The following is a 16,673-nucleotide window of genomic DNA, read 5'->3' on the forward strand; positions in this document are numbered from 1 at the left end:
CGTTTCGATACCCAGTGCCTCCGCCACGTCTGTTGGACACGCGTCCCCCCGTCAGGGTTGTACGCGCAAGGCACACCGCCCGACGGAGCGTCATATATCCCCATGCGCACCAGCTCTTCCTCAGCGCCCCATTTGCACCGACGGCCCCCGTTCACGTTCGGTGTGCAGCACCCCAGGACAGCACCCAGCCAGTGCGCTGACACAAAGACGCTCCCCCGCGGCCGGCGGTTGCAGCCACGAGGGAGCAAATTCTCCATCGGTTGACCAGGCGGTTTCAAGTGGTCCAGACCAAATTGCAGCCAGTTGAGAACGTATTCCGCCTGATTCGCCCGGAATCGGTTCTCGGATTAACGCCCGAAGTCAGCGCTCGGAAGCAACATCCGAGGTCAGCGCCCGGTACCGCCGTAGACGACCGCCTCGTCGTTGTCGCTGTCGAGGCCAAAGGCCGAGTGCACGGCCTGCACCGCCGGATTCACGTCGTCCGCCCGGGTGACGACCGAAATGCGAATTTCCGAGGTCGAGATCAGCTCGATGTTCACCCCGGCATTGGACAGCGCCTCGAAGAACGTCGCCGTGACCCCGGGGTTCGTCTTCATCCCGGCGCCGACCAGCGAGATCTTGCCGATCTGGTCGTCGTAGCGCAGCGAGTCGAAAGCGATCACCGCCTGCGCCCTGGTGAGCGCCTCCATCGCCTTGTGCCCCTCGGACTTCGGCAGCGTGAAGGAGATGTCGGTCAGCGCGGTGGCCGCCGCCGACACGTTCTGCACGATCATGTCGATATTGATCTCGGCGTCCGCGATGGCCCGGAAGATCGTTGCGGCCTCGCCCGGCTTGTCCGGCACCCCGACGACGGTGATCTTCGCCTCGGACGTGTCGTGCGAGACGCCGGAGATGATCGCCTGCTCCACTGGGCTTTCTCCTTGCGATGCGGATTGCGACGCGGTCTGCGATGCGGTGTGCGGCGAGAGCCGCTGTGCGAGCTGCGCCAGGCCTGCCGGCCGCTCGCTGCTGACCCAGGTGCCGGGAAGTCCGGAGAAGGACGAGCGCACGTGGATCGGGATGTTGTAGCGCCGCGCGTATTCCACGCAGCGGTGCAGCAGCACCTTCGAACCGGAGCTGGCCAGCTCCAGCATGTCCTCGAAGGCGATCCAGTCCATCTTGCGGGCCTTCTTCACCACCCGCGGGTCCGCGGTGAAGACCCCGTCGACGTCGGTGTAGATCTCGCACACCTCGGCGTCGAGCGCCGCGGCCAGCGCGACCGCCGTGGTGTCCGAGCCGCCCCGCCCGAGCGTGGTGATGTCCTTCTTGTCCTGCGACACACCCTGGAAGCCGGCCACGATCGCGATGTTGCCCTCGTCGAGCGCGGTACGGATCCGGCCCGGCGTCACATCGATGATCCGCGCCTTGTTGTGCACCGAGTCGGTGATCACACCGGCCTGGCTGCCGGTGAACGACTGCGCCTCGTGGCCGAGGTTCTTGATCGCCATCGCCAGCAGCGCCATGGAGATCCGCTCTCCGGCGGTCAGCAGCATGTCGAACTCGCGACCCGCTGGGATCGGCGAGACCTGCTCCGCGAGATCGATCAGCTCGTCCGTCGTGTCGCCCATCGCCGACACCACGACGACGACCTGGTGGCCGCCCTTCTTGGTGTCCACGATCCTTCGGGCGACGCGCTTGATGCCTTCGGCATCGGCGACGGAGGAGCCGCCGTACTTCTGCACGACAAGGCCCACGTGCGCTCCTCGCTCAGGGGTGAATCGGTCGGCCCAGTTTAACGAGCAGGCACGATCTGCCCGGCACGTATCGCATGGTGAGATACGTCGCTCAAGGAATGATCAGCGGCCGGGAAATCAGCGAGAGGGAAGCGGCGGGCCAGGGGAGAGGGAGCAGGGGCCGTGCGGCCCGGCGCCTCACCGCGCCGGGCGCAGCCCCATCGTCCCCAGCTCGGCCTCCATGACCTTGCCGGCCTCCTCGGCCAGCTCGTCGTCGTCGTCCGGGTCGCCACCGGTGTCCAGCCCGTTCAGCTCGTCCAGCGGGCTGTCCAGCCGTACGTGCGCGACCAGCGACTGCAGCGCCCGCAGGCTCGCGCTCGCCGTCGAGCCCCAGTTGGACAGGTAGGAGAACTGCCACCACCACAGCGCCTCCGACACCCGCCCCGCCGTGAAGTGCGTCATCCCGTGCGTCAGGTCGGCCACCACATCGGCCATGTCGTCCGAGATCCGGCACGCCACCGGCGTCGACCTCGGCACATACGGGTCGAACACCTCGGAGTAGACGTCGATCGGCTCCAGCAGCGCCGCCAGCCGCTGCCGCAGGTCGTCCTCGTCGGGCTCGGGGCCCGCGTCCGGCTCGTAGCGCTCGTCGGGCACGAAGTCCTCGTGCGCGCCGAGCCGCCCGCCGGCCAGCAGCAGCTGCGAGACCTCGAGCAGCAGGTAGGGCACCGCGCTGTCCGGGTCGTCGCCCTTGGCCACCTCGCGGATCGCGACGATGAAGCTCTCGATCTGGTCGGCGATCTGGACGGCGAACTCGTCCGGCTCCTGCGGCACGAACGGCTCGGCCTGCGGCTCTGCCGCGCCGGCTCTCGCGCTCTTCTTCACCACGGTGTCAGACATCGAGCAACCGCCTCCCTTCGAAGGCCCGCCCGAGCGTGACCTCGTCCGCGTATTCCAAGTCGCCACCCACGGGCAGGCCGCTGGCCAGGCGCGTCACGCGCAGTCCCATGGGTTTCACCGTCCGGGCGAGGTACGTCGCTGTGGCCTCGCCCTCCAGATTGGGGTCCGTCGCCAGGATCAGCTCGGTCACGGTGCCGTCGGCCAGCCTGCGGAGCAGCTCCGCGATCCGCAGATCGTCGGGGCCGACACCGTCGATCGGACTGATCGCGCCGCCCAGCACGTGGTATTTCCCGCGGAATTCGCGGGTCCGCTCGATCGCGACCACGTCCTTGGGCTCCTCGACCACGCAGATCACCGCCGGGTCGCGACGCGGATCACGGCACACCCGGCACAGCTCGTCCTGCGCGACATTGCCGCACACCTTGCAGAAGCGGACCTTCGCCTTCACCTCGGCCAGCACATGCGCGAGGCGGCGTACGTCCGCGGGGTCGGCCTGCAGGATGTGGAAGGCGATGCGCTGCGCGCTCTTGGGACCCACGCCGGGCAGCCTGCCCAGTTCGTCGATCAGGTCCTGCACCACGCCTTCGTACACGCCGGCACGCCTTCCAGGAGTGAGAGAGGGGTCAGGTCAGAAAAGGCCCGGCAGACCGCCGCCGAGCCCCTGGGCGAGCGGGCCGAGCTTGCGCTGCTGCAGTTCCTGTGCCGCGTCGGTCGCATTGTGGACGGCGGCGACCACCAGGTCGGCCAGCGTCTCTGTGTCGTCCGGGTCGACGGCCTTCGGGTCGATCACCAGCGCACGCAGCTCGCCCGCGCCGGACACCGTGGCCTTCACCAGGCCACCGCCCGCCGAGCCCTCGACCTCGGTCTCGGCCAGCTCCTGCTGGGCCGCGGCCAGGTCCTGCTGCATCTTCTGCGCCTGCTGGAGCAGTGCCTGCATATTCGGCTGACCACCACCGGGAATCACGGTTCGCTCCTGCCTCGCGTCTGCTTCGTGTACTGCTGCCGCGCCGGCTGTCCCGCCGGCCCTTCCGTCCGTGCCGCGGCCGTCCCGCTCACCGCTTTTTTCACTGACACGCCGAGCCTACGTGCTCGTACGGCGGTGCGCCCTACGCCGTACGGAGGATCGCTGTGGCGCGGACTCCACCCGGAGTAGCGGGCCGGTGGGCCGCAGGGATTAGCCGACCGGGTCCGCCCGCATCATCGCAGGTCAGTCGTGCCTGATCTCCTCGATCACGGTGGCGCCCAGCTCGCGGATGAACAGATCGTGACCGCTGAGCGCCGAATCGACGAGGTCGGGGTCGTCGTCCTCGGGAATGTCGTCCTCGATGGGCGGCGGGGTCTCGTCGGTATACCGCCGCGGCGGGTCGGGCGGCGGTGCGGCGGCGGGCGCGGACCTGGGCCCGGGGGGCATCGTGGCGGTCGCGGTGCCGCTCTGCCCGGTCGAGCCGTACTGGGCGCCCTGGCTGCCTTGCCCGCCCTGGCCGCTCTGCCCGCCGCCGGGCCGGGTCTGCGGGGCGGGCTGGGCCTGGGTCATGACCTGGGTGACGGCCTGCGCGGAGCCGTACGCGTCCGGGCTCGCCGCCCCGCCGCCGTACGCCTGGGGCGCGGCCGGGCCCTGCGGCGGCGCGGGCGGCCGCGAGGACCCGCCTCCGCCGCCTCCGAAGCCGCCGCCACCCGCGCCGCCTCCGCCCCCGGACGGGTCGACGATGGCCTCGATGCGCCACTGCACGCCGAGCGCGTCGTTGATCGCCTGCTTGAGCACGTCCTCGCTGCCGCTGTTGGTGAAGCTGTTGCGGGCGCCGGGATTGTCGAAGCCGACCTGCAGCGTCTCGCCGTCGAAGCCGGAGACCTGGGCGTTGTTGAAGAGCAGCATCCAGGTCAGCCGCCGCCGGTTCTTGACGGCGTCAAGGATCTGCGGCCACATCTGCCGCACCCGCGAGGGGTCACCGCCCCCGCCGGCCGCCCCCTGGGCGGGCGCTGCCTGGGCCTGCACCTGAGCCGGCGCCTGCGGCTGGGCCGGCCCCGCGTTCTGCGGCGCGGCGGTCGGCCAGGCCCCCGGCTTGGCGGGCGCCGGCGGCGATACGGGGTCGGGCGCGCGTACGGGCTCCGGTACGGTCGCGGGCTCGGGGCGTACCGGCTCGGGCGGCGGCGGCGTACGTACCGCGGCCGCGGCTCGGGCGGCGGCGGCCCCGCCCGCGGCGTCACCGCCCGTACCGCCGACGGGAGCGGCGAAGGCACCCCCGCCCGCACCCCCGAAACCGCCCCGCTCCAGCCGTTCCAGCCGGGCCTGGAGCGAACGCTCGTCGTCGTACGCGGCGGGCAGCAGCACCCGGGCGCAGATCAGCTCCAGCTGCAGCCGCGGCGAGGTCGCCCCCCGCATCTCCGTCAGTCCGGTGCTGACGAGGTCGGCCGCGCGGCTCAGCTCGGCGGCCCCGAAGACCGACGCCTGAGCCTGCATCCGCTCCACCACGTCGCGGGGCGCGTCGATCAGGCCCTTGTCCGCGGCGTCCGGCACGGCGGCCAGGATGACCAGGTCGCGGAGCCGCTCCAGCAGGTCGGCCACGAAGCGGCGCGGGTCGTGCCCGCCCTCGATCACCCGGTCCACCATCCCGAAGACAGCGGCGCCGTCCCCGGCCGCGAAGCCGTCCACCACGTCGTCGAGCAGCGCCGCGTCCGTATAACCGAGCAGCGCGGTGGCCATGGCGTACGTCACGCCGTCCGCCGCCGCGCCGGCCAGCAGCTGGTCCATCACCGACATCGAGTCCCGCACCGACCCGGCACCGGCCCGCACCACCAGCGGATACACCCCGTCCTCGACAGGGATGGACTCCCGCTGGCACACCTCCGCGAGGTAGTCGCGCAACGTCCCCGGCGGCACCAGCCGGAAGGGATAGTGGTGCGTGCGCGACCTGATCGTCCCGATGACCTTCTCGGGCTCGGTCGTGGCGAAGATGAACTTCAGATGCTCCGGCGGCTCCTCGACCACCTTGAGCAGGGCATTGAACCCCGCCGAGGTGACCATGTGCGCCTCGTCGATGATGTAGATCTTGTACCGGCTCCCGGCGGGCCCGAAGAAGGCCTTCTCCCTGAGGTCGCGCGCGTCGTCGACGCCACCGTGCGAGGCGGCGTCGATCTCGATCACGTCGATCGACCCCGGCCCGCCCCTGGCCAGGTCCTGGCACGACTGGCACACCCCGCAGGGCGTCGGCGTCGGCCCCTGCTCGCAGTTCAGACAGCGGGCCAGGATCCGCGCACTGGTCGTCTTCCCGCACCCGCGCGGCCCGCTGAACAGGTACGCATGGTTGACCCGGTTGTTCCGCAGCGCCTGCTGCAACGGGTCAGTGACATGCTCCTGCCCGATGACCTCGGCGAAGGTCTCGGGACGATAGCGGCGGTACAGAGCGAGGGACACGCCACCGAGCCTAACCGCGCCCACCGACACCCGGCCCCCACCCACGCAAAGACCCCCCACGCACCCGCCAGAGCCCACCTACCCTTGCTGCCTTCCGGCCCTGGGGGAGTTCAGCGAGATAGCGCCACGTGAGGGGCTGCCGCCCACCTTACCCGATCCCCCCACCCCGAACGAGTTCGCTACCACCCCCCCGCGTCTTGTACTGTTTGCGGCGGAGGATTCGCCTAGTGGCCTAGGGCGCACGCTTGGAAAGCGTGTTGGGGGCAACCCCTCACGAGTTCGAATCTCGTATCCTCCGCCAGTGCCTCACCGGGCACGACGTCGAAGGGCCCCCATCCGCGATGGGGGCCCTTCGACGCGTGTGGTTGCAGTTTTGGTTGCAGTTGAGCCGCCCAGGCCGAGATCGCGACGGAGAGAAGCGGGTCCGTCACGTTGAGGTAGATCCACAGCCGCGCAACCTGCCTGTGGACAACCCTCGTCACCGGAATCTCCCCTTGTAGGGTCGGCTTGTGACCATGCTCCCGTTCGCTGATGCCGACTGGCAGAACCTCTCCGTGCTCCCGACGCAAAACGTCGAGCACGGCGAGGTATTCACGCGACGTTGGGTGGTCGACCTGATCCTCGACCTGCTCGCCTACACGGCCGACAAAGACCTTTGCGACGTCAGGCTTGTCGAGCCGGCTTGCGGCACGGGCGCGTTTCTGGCGGCAGTCGCATCGCGGATCAGCTCCTCCTGCCGTAGGCACAATCGCCCGATCGGCGATGCGATTGCGGCGGTCAGTGCCCTTGATCTACTGGACCGCAACGTGCAGCAGAGCCGTGCGGTGGTCGCAAAGCAGCTGACAGGCGATGGGTGGCAGCCCGACGAAGCCGAAGAGGTCGCGGCGGCCTGGGTGAAACAGGGTGACTACCTTCTTCGGCCGGAATCAGCCCAACGAGCCGACTACGTGGTGGGCAACCCTCCGTACATCCGCCTTGAGGACGTTCCCAATGACCGGATGGCCGCTTATCGGAGCGTCTGCTCGACGATGGGGGGCCGAGCGGACATTTACGTCGGCTTCTACGAGGTCGCGATGCGAAGCCTCGCTCCCAACGGACGGCTTGGCTTCATCTGCGCGGACCGCTGGATGCGGAACCAGTACGGCCGCCAGCTCCGCCAGTTGGTGACCTCTCGCTACAGCATGGACCTGGCCCTCGTCATGCACGACGTTGACGCCTTTGACGATCAGGTCTCGGCCTACCCGGCGATCACGGTCATCTCGAACCGTCCCCAAGGCTCAGCCGTGGCGGCGGACACCACACGGGCGTTCGGAGCCACTCAGGCCGACGACTTTGCGGCCTGGTACGTGAAGAGGGAACCGGAGTCGGTCTCGACCGAGGCGTACCAGGCTGCTCGCATGCCGCACTGGTTCCCTGACGAGGATTCCTGGCCGACCGCCTCCCCCGCCAGGCTCGCAGTCTTGGAAGATCTCACAGAACGCTTCGGTCTCTTGGAGGACGGCAAGACCGGGACTCGGGTCGGCATCGGCATCGCGACCGGCGCCGACAAGGTCTTCCTCACTAATGAAGCCGACCTTGTTGAGAGCGACCGGCTCCTGCCGATGGCTATGGTCCGTGACACCACTACTGGCGCCCTCGACTGGCATGGCACCTTCCTGGTCAACCCGTGGACCACACACGGGGACTTGGTTGACCTCTCCGCCTACCCCCGGCTCGCCGGTCACTTCGAGGAGCACGGAGCCGCCCTGCGCAAGCGCTACGTCGCGGTCAAGCAGCCTCAGCGCTGGTACAAGACGATCGACAAGGTCGACCCTCGCCTGGCCCGGCGTCCCAAGCTGCTCTTTCCGGACATGAAGCTGACGATCCATCCGGTCCTGGATGAGGGCGGCCTGTACCCTCACCACAACCTGTACTTCATCGTCTCGGACGTCTGGGACATGCGTGTACTCGGTGGTCTGCTGCTGTCCAAGGTCGCGGAAGCGTTCGTGGAGGCGTACGCGGTGAAGATGCGAGGGGGAACTCTCCGCTTCCAAGCGCAGTATTTGCGCAAGATCCGCGTGCCGGACCCAGCATCGATCAGCGAGAGCGACCAGGCCGCCCTGGCAGAAGCCTTCGACAAGCGCGACGTCAAGGCGGCGACCGAAGCCGCCCTGCGTGTCTACGGGCTTGCCGAGTTGCCTGATTAGGAGAGCCTCTTGACGGTCACCCGCCAGGACTTCGAGGACGCGATCGCGGCCTACTGGGGCGCCAAGCAGTTGCAGAACGAGCAGTCCGCGATCAAGAACGCGGTCGGTGCCGGCACCGCCGGGGCAGTGCGTGGCGGTAAGCACTTCGACATGATCGCAGCCCTCTTGGCGAAGTTTTTCCTCGAAGCCGGGTACCCGCCCGAGAGCATCCGCGTCAGCAAGTCCCAGGGCCTGGAGCTGCCCGGTTACTACCGGCCGCAGAAGCAGTGGGACCTTGTCGTAGTTCACCAGAACGTGCTTGTCGCGGCCTTCGAGATGAAAGCGCTCGGAGGCCCGTCTTTCGGCAACAACTACAACAACCGGGTCGAAGAAGCACTCGGCAGCGCGGTGGACCTGCGTCGGGCAACCCTCGCCGAGCTGTACCCGAAAGAGAAGCCCTGGCTCGGCTACTTCTTCATAATGCAGGACGGTGAAGGATCCCGAAGGCCAGTCTCGACCGCGAAGGGCGCCTTGCCCGCCGACAAGATCTGGCACGGTACCTCGTATCAGGACCGCTTCGGCATCTTCTGCGAGCGCCTCGTGGCCGAACAGCTCTACGACGCCGCGTGCTACGTCACATCCTCGGCGGAGGCCCCCAGCCCGACCGAACTGGTGGAAAGCCTCGACTGGAGGCACTTCTCGGCAGCGATCAATGCCCGACTCACGTACCTGAGGGACCTCGGCATTCCCGGGTAGGGCGTCGCCCTCATATGGGGAGGGCCTCGACCGGATCAGTCGAGGCCCTGACCCAAGGCGTGCCGGTCGTTAGGGCATGTGCGGTGTCGTTCCCCAGAGCAGGTGGCCGACCTTCGCGGCTGTCTGCTGGAGCACGGGGCCGGTGACGTGCTGGTATCGCTGCCGCATCCGCGCCGACTTCCCGGGCTCCCAGCCCATGATGGCGTCTACCACCGCGTCCGGGACTCCGAGGATGAGCAGTACGGTCGCCGCGGTATGGCGGGCATCGTGGAGGCGGCCGTCGCGGACGTTCGCGGCCTTCAGTAGGTCCTTCCAGCGGTGGTAGTCCGTGTTCGGATTGAGCGGCTCGCCGGTCGGTGACGTGAAGACGTATCCCTTCTCCGTCCAGAGATCCCGGGCGACCGTACGATCGCGGTCCTGATCTGCCCTGTGCTGCCGAAGCAGCTTGACCAATTCCTCCGGCAGCCCAACAGGACGCTTGCCCGCCTTGGACTTCGGAGACTTCGTCTCGCGCCGGGTGTTGACCTTCTGCGGGCAGAAGCCCGCCTTCGCCCGTCCGCAGGTGCCGCCGCAGCCGTGGGCGTACCGGGGCCGCAGCCGTCCCCGCCGTACGCGAATGACGCCCGCTTCGAAGTCGACATCGCCCCACTGGAGCCCAAGGACTTCGCCTTGGCGCAGGCCGAGGGCCAGGGCGATGACCCAGCGGGCGGTGTTGCGGTGCTTGTCAGCTTCGAGGAGCAGGCGCTGGACCTCTTCCAGGGTGTACGGCTCGACCTCTTCCTCGTCGAGTTTCGGGGCCTTGGCGATGGTGGCCGGATTGATGGTGAGGTGGCGGCGATGCACAGCCTCGTTGAGCGCCGTCCGGACGGTGCGGTGGGCCTGGTGCGCGGTGCCTGCGGAACTGCCCGAGTCCTGCATGCGCTTGTAGAAGCGTTCCAGGTGCTCCGGCTCAAGCTTCTCCAGGCGGTGAGCACCGATGCCGGGTACGAGGTGGTGGTAGACGGCCACGCGATAGCCGTCGATGGTGTTCTCCGAGACGTGCGGCGCGGCGATGTTCTCCACCCAGTGGGTGAGCCACGTTTCGACCGTCCAGCGCTGGCCGGCCTTGCGGACGGTACCGGAGTCCCGCAGCTTCTCCAGTTCCCGGACGGCCTTGGTGACCTCGGGCCGCGTCTTGCGGGTGACGTGGCGACGATCCGGCTTGCCGTTGTCCTTGATGCCGACGGTCACGTATCCGTGCCACCGGCCGTCCTTGGCCTGGTAGATGGACGATGCCCCGTTGGGCTGGCGGGTCTTTGCCATGGTCGTCCCCTTCAGGCCGCGGTGGTGTAGCCGGAGGCGTCGCCGGTCTGCCGGGCGAGGAATGCGCCCAGCGCCTCGGCGGGTATGCGGCGGAGGCTGCCGATCTTCACGGAGGGGATCTGGCCGGAGGAGACGTACTCGTACATCTTGGTGCGGCTGATGCCGATGCGGCGGGCGGCTTCGGCGACGGTGAGGGCGACGAGGGTGGGGTCGCCGTGGGAGCCGTCGCGGGCGGCGATGAGTGTGCGCAGATCGTTCTCGGGGACGCCGAGGAGGCGGGCGATCTGGGCGACCGGAAGGTCGTTGGAGTGCAAGGCGGGAACCTCTCTTGGCGAGGTGTCGGGGCGGCAACCCCGGCCTCGCCGGTCTTGATCGTTCGTGGGTACGGGCGGTTGTGCTGCTGTACGGCAGCGGTGGGACATGGCTGATCCGCCGGCGTTCGCAGCACCGGCGGAAGCAGGGTCGTGGGACTACGAGGCCGTGTCCTCGTCGGGGGGGCGGAGCCAGCTCTGCAGTTTGGGGCGGGCGCCGAGGTGGTGGTGGAACTCGCCGTTGGAGGCGACGGCCATCTCGTGGGTGAGCAGGGCCTTGACCATGTCGTCCTGGTCGGGGTGGGCCTCGGTGTAGGCGCGGAGTTCGGCCTGGACGGCGTCCATGGCCTTGCCCAGGGCGCGCCACTGCTTCCACTGCTCGACGTACTCCCCGACGAGTCTGCGGACCTGGGGGTTGGCGATGTGGCCGGGCGCGGCGGTGAGGTCGTCGAGGGTGATGTCGAAGACCTTGCAGAAGCCGAGGGCCTCGTCGAGGTTGACGCGGCGGCGTGGCTTGCCGCTTTCGATGCGCCAGACGGCGGATTGGTTGATCGGGTGGCCGGCCTCGGTCATGCGCTCAGCGAGCGTGACGGTGCTCCATCCCCGGACCTCGCGCTCCATCTTGACGCGCTGGGCGACGTGGTCCTCCGGCAGAGGGCGTTCGGGTCCTGCGGCTCGGGATGCTCCCTCCTCGGTCATCGCGTCCTCCTCCTTCGGTTCGGGCCGTCGGGCGACGGCACGGGCGGGGCCTCAAGTAGTAAAGCCCATTCGGGAGCGAAATGCAAGCTAGTCATACGGCAATGCTGCTGGTATGCTCGTGGGACCCCTGGGGACAGGGGCGAACACGAAGGAGAGAACGAAGAAGCCCCCCGGCGCTACGAACGCCGAGGGGCTGAAGCAGAAACCTCAACAACCGCCCGTACCCACGAACGATCAAGACCGGCTGGCTGGGATTGCCGTCCCGCTGCCTGCCAGGTGAGGAGTTTCCGTGAACCAGCGTACGGCCCCGGGGCCGGATACGCCATCGCGTCCGCCGACCGGCGCCCCGGCCGTGGACGAGCCGCCCAACGACCTGGTCGCCGAGCAGGCGGTTCTCGGCGCGTGCATGTTCCGCCACCAGGCGGTGGACGAGGTTCGGGCGCTGCTGGTGCCGGAGGACTTCTACCGGCCCGCGCACGAGACGATCTACCGGGCGATCCTTGCCCTGCGCGCCGAGGACGCTTCCACCGACCCGATCGTGCTCGCCGACTTCCTTCTGGGCCGGGGCGACCTGAACCGCATCGGCGGGGCTTCGTACCTGCACACGCTGGCCGGCGCACCGCCGACCGTCGCCAACGCCGCGCACTACGCCGAGATCGTCCGCCGCAAAGCAGATCTGCGCCGCCTGCGGGAGAACGGCATCCGCACCGTCCAGCGGGCCACCGAACCGGGCGCCGACCCTGACGCGATTCGCAGCGCCGCCGAGGCCGAGCTGCGCAACGAACGCGACCGCGCCCTCGCCTCCGGCGGCGGCCGACTTTCCCGGTACCTGGTAGACGGCTGGCGCTTCGTCACCGAAACCGGCGCCGACACCGACCCGCTGTGGGGCACCCGTGAGCAGACCGCCTGGTCCTCCGGCGAGAGCCTGATGATCGTCGGACCACCCGGCGTCGGCAAGACGACCCTGGCCCACCAGGTGATCCTCGCCCGCCTCGGCCTGCACGACACCGTCCTGAACATGCCCGTCTCCCCCAGCGAGCGGGTGCTGTACCTGGCCATGGACCGCCCCAAGCAGATCGCGCACGCCATGGCCCGCCGCGTCGCGCCCGAGCACCAGCCGGTCCTGCGCGACCGGCTCGCCGTGTGGTAGGGACCGCTGCCCGCCACCCTCGACAAGGAACCCGACCTCCTCGCCGACCTCGCCGCCGCCCACCAGGCCGACACCATCGTGATCGACAGCCTCAAGGACGCCGTGAGCACCCTGGTCGACGACGCCCTGGCCGTCGCCTTCCACAACGCCCGCATGCGCGCCCTGCGCAACGGCGTCGAGGTCATGGAGCTCCACCACCAGCGCAAGGCCACCGCCGACGCCCCTCGCGGCCAACGCCCCACCCTCGACCGGGTCTACGGCTCCACGTGGATCAGCTCGGGCGCGGGTAGCGTGCTGTTCATCGCCGGGGAGGCGGGCGACCCAGCCGTCACCGTCCACCACCTCAAGACCCCGACCGGCGAGATCGGCCCCCTCCAGGTCATCCACGACCACGAGCGCGGCACCACCACGATCGAGCCCACCTTCGACCCGATCGCCATCCTCCGCGCTCATCCCGGCGGGCTCACCACCCGCGACCTCGCCGCGATCCTCAGCGGGCAGGCCAACCCGGACCGGTCGGCCGTGGAGAAGGCCAGGCGGCACCTGGAACGCCTCGTCAAGAGCGGTCACGCCAGGAAGACCGAAGGAGCGGCAGGCGGCACCGGGGGCGGCCAGCAGGCCCGCTACCAGGTCTCCAATCTGCACATCGCCGTCGGCTGACCGCACGCCTTTCGAGGGGCCCGGACCGTACACGGGGGCGTACACGCGGCCCTGCCCGGCCCATGCCGCACGAAGCGCTCCCAACCGTCCACGGCCGCCGCGAAACCGCAGGTCAGACGATCACGCGACCGTACACGGCGCACACGCGGCGAGGCGTACACGCGCGGACCCCCCTTTAGAAGGGGGTTCGCGTGTACGCCCCCTCGACAGGCCCCCCGCGGTCGCCCCTGAAACCACGCATGGAGAACCCCCGCATGACCAAGCACACCGCCGAGCGATACGCGCTCGTCGCCGCCGGAGCCGTCATCGTCGCCCTCACCGTCGGCGGATTCTGGCTTTCGTACGCCCACCTCGCCGAGGTCGCCGGGCAACACGGGCTGAGGAACTCACCCATCCGCCAATGGATCTGGCCCGCAACGCTGGACGCGTTCATCGTCGCGGGCGAGCTGCTGATGCTCCGCGCGGGCCTGCGCAAGGAACCCGACTGGTGGGCCATCGCCCTGACAGCGACCGGGTCGGTCGGATCCATCGCGCTCAACGTGGCGGCGTCAGCGGAACGGGAAGCACTTCCGCAGCCCCCGTCCTCGACTACGTGGTCGCCGCCGTCCCCCCGACGGCCGCGCTCCTAGCCTTCGGCGTCCTGATGCGGCAGATCCACCAACTCGTGGCCGAGCCCACCACTGCCACAACGCCCGTAACCGCACAGGCGACGGAACCACCGCACGCAGAAACGCCCTCCGCAGACCCCAAGCCCTCGCCGCGCGGAGGCCGCCCGGCGGACGCCCCGCTCGACGAACTCGTCGAGATCGGCCGGGTAGCGATCGCAGAGCACGGACGGCCCTCCCGAGCCGTCGTCCACCAAGCCATACGCGACAAGGGCCTCAAGGTCGGCGGCCAGCGGCTGACCCAGGCGATGAGCGTCCTGCGGGCGGAACTCGGCACGGATCGGGGCGATGACTGACCGCCCCGGTGACCGGAACGGAGCCCGGGGTGGTCGGAACGGTTCCGACCACCTGCCCGCCCGTTGCTTCCGTGCATGGGCGGCGCCGACGCCATCCGGTCGACCGCTCGGCACGACCGCGCCCAGCCGTACGCCCGCACGCGGAGTGATACGACCACCCGCCCCCCATTTCGGAGCATCAGCCGTGACCCACATCCCCTATACCGAAGAACCCGCAGCCGACGTGCCCGTTGAGCAGGTGAAGTCCCGTACGGTTCAGAACCTGTGGAGGCTGGCCTTCGGGAAGACGGCCCCTGGCGGAGCCAGTAGTACCCCGAGTCCGACTCGCGGCCGGATCGGGGGGATCTCCGCCCCAGGGGTGGCGGAGACGGCTCGGCGCGAGGGCGCGCCGAGCCGGGAAGCCGGGGCCGGCCCCGACCCGGACACGCTCCACACTGCCCAGCGAGCCGTCCTCGACCGCGTGTCCGTTACACCCGCCCCGCAGAGCGCGCAGCCCGCCATTCGCCGCTTCAACGGCAACAAACGCGTCGTACGCGTCGGCCCTCTGCGCTTCACCCCCGACGAGCACATCCGCCTCCGCGAAGCCGCCGCGGAGCACGGCTACAAGGGCGAATCAGGCTTTGCCGCCGACATCGTCCTCGCCTTCGTCGCGGGCCGCTTCACCGCCAATCTCCCCCTGTCCGAGGACCGACGCCGTACGCACATGTTCCGCGCCCAGGTCCTGCGCGCCCTCAGCCGTATCGGCAACAACGTCAACCAGATCGCCCGCGCCCTGAACAGCGACTACACCACGCCCGACATCCGCGAACGCCTCGATGAACTGCACCACCTGCTGAGCACGGTCGCGGAAGCCCTGCGCGAGCCCGCCGACCGGGCGGAGGTCTGACGCTCGTGATCGCCGCCATCAAGCCGTCCGGCTCCAACACCCGTGGCCTGCTCGCGTACCTCTACGGCCCCGGCCGCCACGACGAACACCTTGACCCGCACATCGTGGCCGGCTTCGCCATGCTCGGCATGCCCGACCCCGGCCGCCAAGAGGACGCCACCCTGACCGCCCTGGCCCGCCACCTCGACGCGCCCGTCGCTCTCCGCAACAGCGAGTTCGGCAAGCGCGTCACAGACCACGTCTGGCACTGCCCAGTCCGGACCGCCCCCGAGGATCGCTTCCTCTCGGACGCCGAGTGGGGCGAGATCGCCCAGCGCATCGTCAGCGCAGCTGGCATCGCCCCGGAGGGCGACGACCTGGCTTGCCGCTGGATCGCGGTGCGCCACGCGGATGACCACATCCACATCCTCGCCACCACCGTCCGCGAAGACGGCCGCCGCCCCAAACTCCACGACAGCGGCATCCGCGTCGGCAACGAATGCCGCGAGATCGAGAAGGACTACGGCCTGCGCCGGCTGAACAAGGGCGACCGCACCGCCACCCGCGCCCCCTCCCAGGCCGAGATGCACAAGGCCGCCCGCCTCGGCTGGGAACAGACCAGCCGCGCCTGGCTCCAGGACCGCATCCGCGCCGCCATCCCCCACGCCACCACCGCCGAAGAACTTCTCGCCTACCTCGAAGCCGACGGCGTCATGGTCAAACCGCGCCGCGGCCCGTCCGGCGACCTCCTCGGCTACTCCGTCGGCCGCCCCAGCGACCTCAACAAGGACGGCGAGCAGATCTACCACCCCGGCGGGAAGATCGCCCCCGACCTCACCCTGCCCAAGCTGAAAGCCCGCCTGGAAGCCAGCACACCCGAGGAATACCCCACCGCCCGCCGCAACCAGCCCAGCACCCCCTGGCACCGAGCCACCGAAGCCCTCGACACCTTCAGCTACGAGACCAGCAGCACCGGCGACAGCGCTGACACTCGCGGCCAGGCACAGATCGCCGCCCTCGGCGAACTCATCGAAGCCACCGCCCAGGCCGCCCCCGCAGAACTTCGCGCCGAACTCCGAACGGCAGCGCGGGCCTTCGCCCACGCCCAGCGGTCCCGGATCCGCGCTGAACACGACACCGCCACCGGACTGCGAGCCGCTGCACGGGACCTCGTCAACGCAAGCACCGGCAAGGACGGCAGCCCTCTCGCGGTCCTGCTCTCAGCCCTCATCTGGTCCGCCATCCTCGCCGAACGCTGGCACACCGCCCGAAGCCACGCCCAACAGGCCGCCGCCGCCCACCAGTCCGTCCAGCACCTCCAAGCCGCCTACGACCAGGCAGCCGCACCCCAACTCGCAGCCCTCGCCCGACGCCAGCCCAACCCCGACACCCGCGCCACCCTCGCCAACGACCTACGCGCCGCCGTCCCCGACCACGCCGCCCGCATCCTCGCTGACCCCGACTGACCCGTCCTCGCCACCGTCCTCGCCGACGCAGAAGCCGGCGGCCACCAGCCAGCCCACCTCCTGAAAGAAGCCGCCGAGCAACGCGAACTCCACGCCGCCCGCCAAGCCGCCCGCGTCTTGCTCACCCGTATTCAACACACCGCCCGCAATCCGGCCCCGAACCCGCGAGCGGAAGCGGCTCTCATGCGATCTACTCTTCGCTCGACCACGTCGCAGCGCATCAATGAACCGTCGCTGCCTCGCCCCATGCCACCGAACGATCACCAGCGTCGCTACCGGTAGCGAGCGAAGGGCGCAAAGACGCTGGAAGCGTG

11 protein-coding genes, 1 tRNA gene, 1 other RNA gene and 3 pseudogenes are annotated in these 16,673 nt (G+C 69.5%); 7 read left to right on the top strand and 9 right to left on the bottom strand.

Features of this window, described 5'->3' with window-relative positions:
• Positions 1 to 386: 386 nt before the first annotated feature.
• From OG900_21585 to ffs, 6 genes are all read right to left on the bottom strand, one after another.
• Complete coding sequence (locus tag OG900_21585) at positions 387 to 1,733, bottom strand: aspartate kinase (protein ID WUH92443.1); 1,347 nt, start codon at positions 1,731 to 1,733, stop codon at positions 387 to 389.
• 177 nt (positions 1,734 to 1,910) lie between these two features.
• Positions 1,911 to 2,612, bottom strand: a complete 702-nt coding sequence (locus OG900_21590; protein ID WUH92444.1) for a DUF5063 domain-containing protein — start codon at positions 2,610 to 2,612, stop codon at positions 1,911 to 1,913.
• On the bottom strand, positions 2,605 to 3,204 hold the full coding sequence (gene recR, locus OG900_21595; GenBank protein WUH92445.1) for a recombination mediator RecR: 600 nt from the start codon (positions 3,202 to 3,204) through the stop codon (positions 2,605 to 2,607). The genes OG900_21590 and recR overlap by 8 nt, the downstream gene beginning before the upstream one ends.
• A gap of 36 nt (positions 3,205 to 3,240) precedes the next feature.
• Positions 3,241 to 3,576 carry a YbaB/EbfC family nucleoid-associated protein gene (locus OG900_21600; protein ID WUH92446.1) on the bottom strand — a complete coding sequence of 112 codons (336 nt, stop codon included), beginning with the start codon at positions 3,574 to 3,576 and terminating at the stop codon, positions 3,241 to 3,243.
• 243 nt (positions 3,577 to 3,819) lie between these two features.
• The gene (locus tag OG900_21605; protein ID WUH92447.1) at positions 3,820 to 6,024 is read right to left on the bottom strand and encodes a DNA polymerase III subunit gamma and tau; all 2,205 of its coding nucleotides are present in this window, start codon (positions 6,022 to 6,024) and stop codon (positions 3,820 to 3,822) included.
• Between the two features lie 47 nt (positions 6,025 to 6,071).
• Positions 6,072 to 6,162, bottom strand: an RNA gene (gene ffs / locus OG900_21610) — signal recognition particle sRNA small type.
• A 75-nt stretch (positions 6,163 to 6,237) separates the two neighbouring features.
• On the opposite strand from ffs, the gene OG900_21615 reads away from it, so the two are divergent.
• The 3 genes from OG900_21615 (at position 6,238) to OG900_21625 (ending at position 8,945) form a co-directional block, all read left to right on the top strand.
• Positions 6,238 to 6,325 (top strand) — tRNA-Ser (locus OG900_21615).
• 214 nt (positions 6,326 to 6,539) lie between these two features.
• Positions 6,540 to 8,210 (top strand): Eco57I restriction-modification methylase domain-containing protein, encoded by a 1,671-nt coding sequence (locus OG900_21620; GenBank protein WUH95871.1) that lies wholly within the window; start codon positions 6,540 to 6,542, stop codon positions 8,208 to 8,210.
• 9 nt (positions 8,211 to 8,219) lie between these two features.
• Entirely contained in the window at positions 8,220 to 8,945 is a 726-nt protein-coding gene (locus OG900_21625) for a PaeR7I family type II restriction endonuclease (protein WUH92448.1), read from the top strand.
• Positions 8,946 to 9,014: 69 nt separating this feature from the next.
• On the opposite strand, the gene OG900_21630 is transcribed toward OG900_21625, so the two are convergent.
• The 3 genes from OG900_21630 to OG900_21640 all read right to left on the bottom strand — a co-directional run bounded on the left by OG900_21630 (position 9,015) and on the right by OG900_21640 (position 11,257).
• Positions 9,015 to 10,247, bottom strand: a complete 1,233-nt coding sequence (locus tag OG900_21630; protein ID WUH92449.1) for a site-specific integrase — start codon at positions 10,245 to 10,247, stop codon at positions 9,015 to 9,017.
• Between the two features lie 11 nt (positions 10,248 to 10,258).
• Positions 10,259 to 10,561: a helix-turn-helix domain-containing protein gene (locus OG900_21635; protein ID WUH92450.1), complete on the bottom strand. Its 303-nt coding sequence runs from the start codon at positions 10,559 to 10,561 to the stop codon at positions 10,259 to 10,261.
• A 156-nt stretch (positions 10,562 to 10,717) separates the two neighbouring features.
• Positions 10,718 to 11,257 (bottom strand): helix-turn-helix domain-containing protein, encoded by a 540-nt coding sequence (locus OG900_21640; protein WUH92451.1) that lies wholly within the window; start codon positions 11,255 to 11,257, stop codon positions 10,718 to 10,720.
• Between the two features lie 373 nt (positions 11,258 to 11,630).
• Here OG900_21640 and OG900_21645 point away from each other — a divergent pair.
• The 4 genes and pseudogenes from OG900_21645 to OG900_21660 all read left to right on the top strand — a co-directional run bounded on the left by OG900_21645 (position 11,631) and on the right by OG900_21660 (position 16,641).
• Positions 11,631 to 13,067 (top strand): annotated as a pseudogene (locus tag OG900_21645) (AAA family ATPase).
• Positions 13,068 to 13,321: 254 nt separating this feature from the next.
• Positions 13,322 to 14,028: pseudogene (locus OG900_21650) on the top strand (DUF2637 domain-containing protein).
• Between the two features lie 358 nt (positions 14,029 to 14,386).
• On the top strand, positions 14,387 to 14,914 hold the full coding sequence (locus tag OG900_21655; protein ID WUH92452.1) for a MobC family plasmid mobilization relaxosome protein: 528 nt from the start codon (positions 14,387 to 14,389) through the stop codon (positions 14,912 to 14,914).
• A 5-nt stretch (positions 14,915 to 14,919) separates the two neighbouring features.
• Positions 14,920 to 16,641 (top strand): annotated as a pseudogene (locus tag OG900_21660) (relaxase/mobilization nuclease domain-containing protein).
• The last annotated feature ends 32 nt before the right edge of the window (positions 16,642 to 16,673 follow it).

The organism is Streptomyces sp. NBC_00433, from assembly GCA_036015235.1.
Classification (GTDB): domain Bacteria; phylum Actinomycetota; class Actinomycetes; order Streptomycetales; family Streptomycetaceae; genus Actinacidiphila.